Here is a 4,448-nt window from a genome sequence, read left to right on the forward strand (position 1 = left end):
GATATTCAGGTGACCAATGAGGACCCAACCTCTTCAATTGGTGCACAAACTGTACTACTTAAAGACTGCAACTTAGACAGCGTTGTTTTAGCAAGCTTTGATGTAGATGCAGATGTCCTGGAAGAAGATTTAGATTTTACATTTAGTGATGCAGATTTATTAGAAAAATTTAAAAAGCCAACATTAGGCTAAGGAGGAAATAGAGATGAATTTACAAGCATTTATGGTTCAAAATCAAAGAGCAACAGAAACCGTTAAAAGAATGATTAGTGATCGTTTTAAAAATGAAAAAGGTGAAATTGAAGCCTTTGAATTAAGAGGAATCACAACAAAAGAAGAAATGAAAATTAGAAAAAGTTGTATGGTAGAGGTAACTATTAAAAAAGGTGTAAAAGTGAAGCAACTAGACCAAGAAGCATTTATGCTGAAAATGGCAACAGCTTGTGTTGTTTACCCAGATCTTAAATCTGAGGAATTACAAAACTTCTTTGGTGTACGTGGGGAAGAGGATACTTTACTTGAACTATTAAGTGCACCAGGAGAGTATCAAGAATTATTAAGTGCTATGCAAGAATTGAATGGCTATTCAAAAGACATGAATCAGCTCAAAGAAGAAGCAAAAAACTAATTAAGGAGGGTGATGGTGAAGCGCATTATGCTCATTACGCCCTCCATAAACTTAAAATAAGACCAAGTGAACTCTTGAGTATGGAAAGAGAAGAGAGAGCTTTTATTTATGCAAGTATTGATATGCATATTGAAGCTGAAAAGAAAGCAGCTAGACGAAACAAAAGAAAGTAGGTGTAAGGAATGGCAACGATTCAACAATCAATGAGTTTGTATGATGGTGTGACAGGGCCGTTAAGACAGATGCAACAGGCCATGGCCCTTACACTGAATACTTTTGAAAGTATGCAAAATAGTATTAGTGAGAATGTTGCTATAGATTTTGGCACTCAAGAACTTGAAATGGCAAGAAATGCTGTAAACCAATTAGGTGCAGAAATGGTACGCATCCAACAAGAGCAAGAAGATATGATCCGAAAACAAGAAGAATTCACTCAATCAGTCCGGCGTAGCGAAAGTAGGATGAATAGATTAGGAAGTGCTGCTATTGCAGTGAATCAAGGTCTTGAACTTATGCAACGTATTGGTAATGGCATTAATGGATTCATGAAACAAGCAGATGAAGCCGCTATGATTAACTCAAGAATTGGCATGATGAATGATGGTTTGATGAAACATCATGAGTTACAGAAGAAAATACTTCAGATGGCCAATGATACAAGAAGTGGTTATGCTGAAACAGTTGACTTAATGAGTAAGTTAACTATGTCAGGTGCTTTTGATAGTACAGCTCATGTAATGGATATGACGGAAAGTATCAATAAAGCGATTCGTATTGGTGGTGGTACGGATGAGATGAATAAGTCTGCTATGCTTCAGCTCTCACAGGCTTTAGGAAGTGGTGTATTACAAGGTGATGAGTTACGTTCTTTAAGTGAAAATGCACCGTATATGATGAAAGTATTAGCTGACGGATTAGGAGTAGCCCGCGGTGAATTAAAACAAATGGGTGCAGATGGTGAGTTGACAACAGATGTTGTGATACAAGCTTTTGAAAATCAAAGAGATGTGATTAATAGTACTTTTGAGAATATCCCTCGAACATGGGGAGATGTAACCACTAAACTGGGTAATAGTTGGACAAACTTTATGCAGCATCTTGTTAGAGAAGATGGAACAGGTGTACTCAATCCATTAATTAATCAATTTTATGCCTTTGCAGAATGGTTAGATACCACTAATGGACAAGCTTTTTTATTTGGTATAGCTAGTGTTATAGAATGGATGTCCCTGTTATTGCAAGGGTTAGGTAGTGTTGTTGGATGGGTAGCAAACTTCTTTATAGATAATTGGGCTACAATAAAAGGAATGTTGATAGGTGTAGGTGTTATTTTAACAAGTATTTTTATTCCTAAATTGTGGGCTATGATACCACCTTTATTGGCTATGATCCCTACGTTGTGGTCAGCTGTTCCTCCTCTAATTGCACAAGCTGGGGCATGGTTAGCTATTAACTGGCCAATATTATTAATCATTGGTGTTATTGGACTTTTTATGGGACTATTATATAACTTAGGTATAACAGTTGACCAAGTTGTCGGTTTTATAACAGGACTATTTTTCGGATTTGGTGCATTTGTATATAATTTATTTGCTGAATTATGGAACTATATTACTACTTGGCTAGAGTTTTTTGCAAATGTTTGGGTAGACCCTATTGGATCGGTTGTTAGATTGTTTACAAATATGGCTGACGTTGTTTTAGGCATACTGGAAACGATTGCAAATGCTATGGATGCTCTTTTTAACTCAAATATGGCTGATGTAGTAAATGGTTGGCGCAGTAATATGCAGGGGTGGGTCGATGATACTTTTGGAGAACAAAAAGTAAAGCTCAATCGTATGGAGAAAATAGATGTACGTGATAACTTTAATAAAGGTTATGACTTTGGTGTGGATTTATCAAATGGAGCAACACAAATCTTTGAAGACCTTACAACATCTATGAACAGTATGGGCTTTGAAGGTGGACATATTGATTCAGTTGGAAGCATTGAAGATACAGTAGATGTATCCAATGAAGACCTTGAAATTATGCGTGAACTTGCTGAAATGGAATCTATCCAGAACTTTGTCACACTGACTCCGAAAGTTAATATCAAAACGGGTCCAGTAAGTAAAGATGTAGATATTGATGAAATTGTAAGACGTATAGAGAAATCCATAGAGGAAGAAATGGAAGCAAGTACAAAGGAGGTGTATGGACTTGGCTAAAATCTATTTAAGTTTCAATAATCAAGCAGAAGCCTTCGAGTTTCCAGTATTACCAGAAGAAGTTGAAATTAAGGAAAAAGGAAATAATAAAAGCCACATACTTCAAAATATAGGTGAAGTAACAATAATTAATAAGGTTAAGGCATACACCTTAACTTTAAAAGGCCTTTTCCCTATGGAGAATGGGCCATATGTAACAAGTAAATATTTATTAAAACCAGCAGTATATGTTGAAAAAATAAAAAGATGGAGAGACACTGGCAAACCTGTAAGACTTGTGATTACAGGTACCAGTGTCGATTTATCTTGGGCTTGTACCATTGAAGAATTTAGTTATAAAGAAAAAGCTGGTGCTGTAGGTGATATTGAATACACCATAAGCTTTAAGGAATATAGATGGTTTAAGGTCAAAAAGGTGGAAATTGTGAGTGATTCAAAAACAAGTCAACCAGCTATTGCCAAGATGGAACAAAGACCAGTTGAAAAAGAGATACCTAAGACCTATACAGTACAAACAGGGGATACTTTATGTAGCATATCTAAGAAGTGCTTAGGAGATAGTGGCAAGTACAAAGAAATTGCTAAGAAGAACAATATAGCAAATCCTAGCTTAATTTATCCAGGGCAGGTGTTGCAGCTATGACAACACAATTACTGATTGATAATAGACAAGGCGGTATTTTTGAAGTTCCACATGGAAATGTTGTCTATAAGACTTCAAGAAAAGGTAGAGCAGGAAGCTTAGAATTTGATTATATAGGTGGAGATGTTTTTACCCATAAAATCACTATAAATAATGGTGATGTTGTATTGTTTAAAGTTAATGAAGTCGCTCTATTTTATGGTTATGTTTTTAAGGTAAGTGGCCAAGATGAAAAGAAAATCCTTGCTTATGACCAACTGAGGTATCTGAAAAATAAAGATAGCTTTGGTGTGGCCAATAAGACTGCAGATGAGATTGTAAAACTTATTGCAAATGTCAATAACATCAAACTAGGCAAGGTTGCTTCTACAGGTTATGTCATTCCTAAAACCATAGCAGACAATAAAGAGTACTTTGATGCAATCTATGGGGCATTAGAGAAAACACTCCTAGCAATAGGTAGAACTTATTTCCTTCAAGATAATGTGGGTGCTATGGAACTTCTTGATATAGCAGACACAAAGCTTGACCTTGTTATAGATGGCGATACACTTCTATTGGACTATGAGTCTAGTAAAGATATTGATTCAGATACTTATAATCGGGTTAAGCTGATACAAGACGGGGTAGAAGGCGAAGTTGTAGTAGAAGACAAAATGACTCAGGTGCGTTGGGGCAGATTACAGTATCATGATGTGCTTGATAAAGAACTGAATAAGGCACAAGTCATAGAGCAAGCGCAGGCCCTATTAAAGCTTAAAAATCGTGAGAAAAAATCGCTTAAGTTAGAATGTCTAGGTGATATAAGGTGCAAAGCAGGCTATAGTCCCTATGTTTCTATCCCGAAAGAAAACATAGAGGGCTATTTTTTAATTAACTCAGCAACTCATACATTTACAGATAATGAACACACAATGAGTTTAGAAATGGTGGTGATATAAATGAGTCTATTTGAAAAGATGCA

General features: G+C 35.9%; 5 protein-coding genes. All 5 read left to right on the forward strand.

Going from position 1 to position 4,448, the window contains the following annotated elements:
- Window positions 1-192: phage tail tube protein (locus H8718_RS19675; RefSeq protein ID WP_249334740.1), on the forward strand; the 192-nt coding region annotated here is incomplete at its 5' end.
- A gap of 13 nt (window positions 193-205) precedes the next feature.
- Entirely contained in the window at window positions 206-628 is a 423-nt protein-coding gene (locus H8718_RS19680; protein ID WP_249334742.1) for a phage tail assembly chaperone, read from the forward strand.
- Window positions 629-810: 182 nt separating this feature from the next.
- Window positions 811-2,841 carry a tape measure protein gene (locus tag H8718_RS19685; protein WP_249334745.1) on the forward strand — a complete coding sequence of 677 codons (2,031 nt, stop codon included), beginning with the start codon at window positions 811-813 and terminating at the stop codon, window positions 2,839-2,841.
- Window positions 2,834-3,484: a LysM peptidoglycan-binding domain-containing protein gene (locus tag H8718_RS19690; RefSeq protein ID WP_249334746.1), complete on the forward strand. Its 651-nt coding sequence runs from the start codon at window positions 2,834-2,836 to the stop codon at window positions 3,482-3,484. Before H8718_RS19685 ends, H8718_RS19690 begins: the two co-directional genes overlap by 8 nt.
- Entirely contained in the window at window positions 3,481-4,425 is a 945-nt protein-coding gene (locus tag H8718_RS19695; protein ID WP_249334748.1) for an XkdQ/YqbQ family protein, read from the forward strand. Before H8718_RS19690 ends, H8718_RS19695 begins: the two co-directional genes overlap by 4 nt.
- Window positions 4,426-4,448: the final 23 nt, after the last annotated feature.

The sequence above is a fragment of the Zhenhengia yiwuensis genome, from assembly GCF_014384995.1.
In the GTDB taxonomy this organism is placed as follows: Bacteria; Bacillota; Clostridia; order Lachnospirales; family Cellulosilyticaceae; genus Zhenhengia; species Zhenhengia yiwuensis.

Excerpts from the sequence above, each read along its gene's own strand:
- H8718_RS19680 (WP_249334742.1), top strand. The coding sequence starts at position 206 with ATGAATTTACAAGCATTTATGGTTCAAAATCAAAGAGCAACAGAAACC.
- H8718_RS19685 (WP_249334745.1), top strand. The coding sequence starts at position 811 with ATGGCAACGATTCAACAATCAATGAGTTTGTATGATGGTGTGACAGGG.
- H8718_RS19695 (WP_249334748.1), top strand. The coding sequence starts at position 3,481 with ATGACAACACAATTACTGATTGATAATAGACAAGGCGGTATTTTTGAA.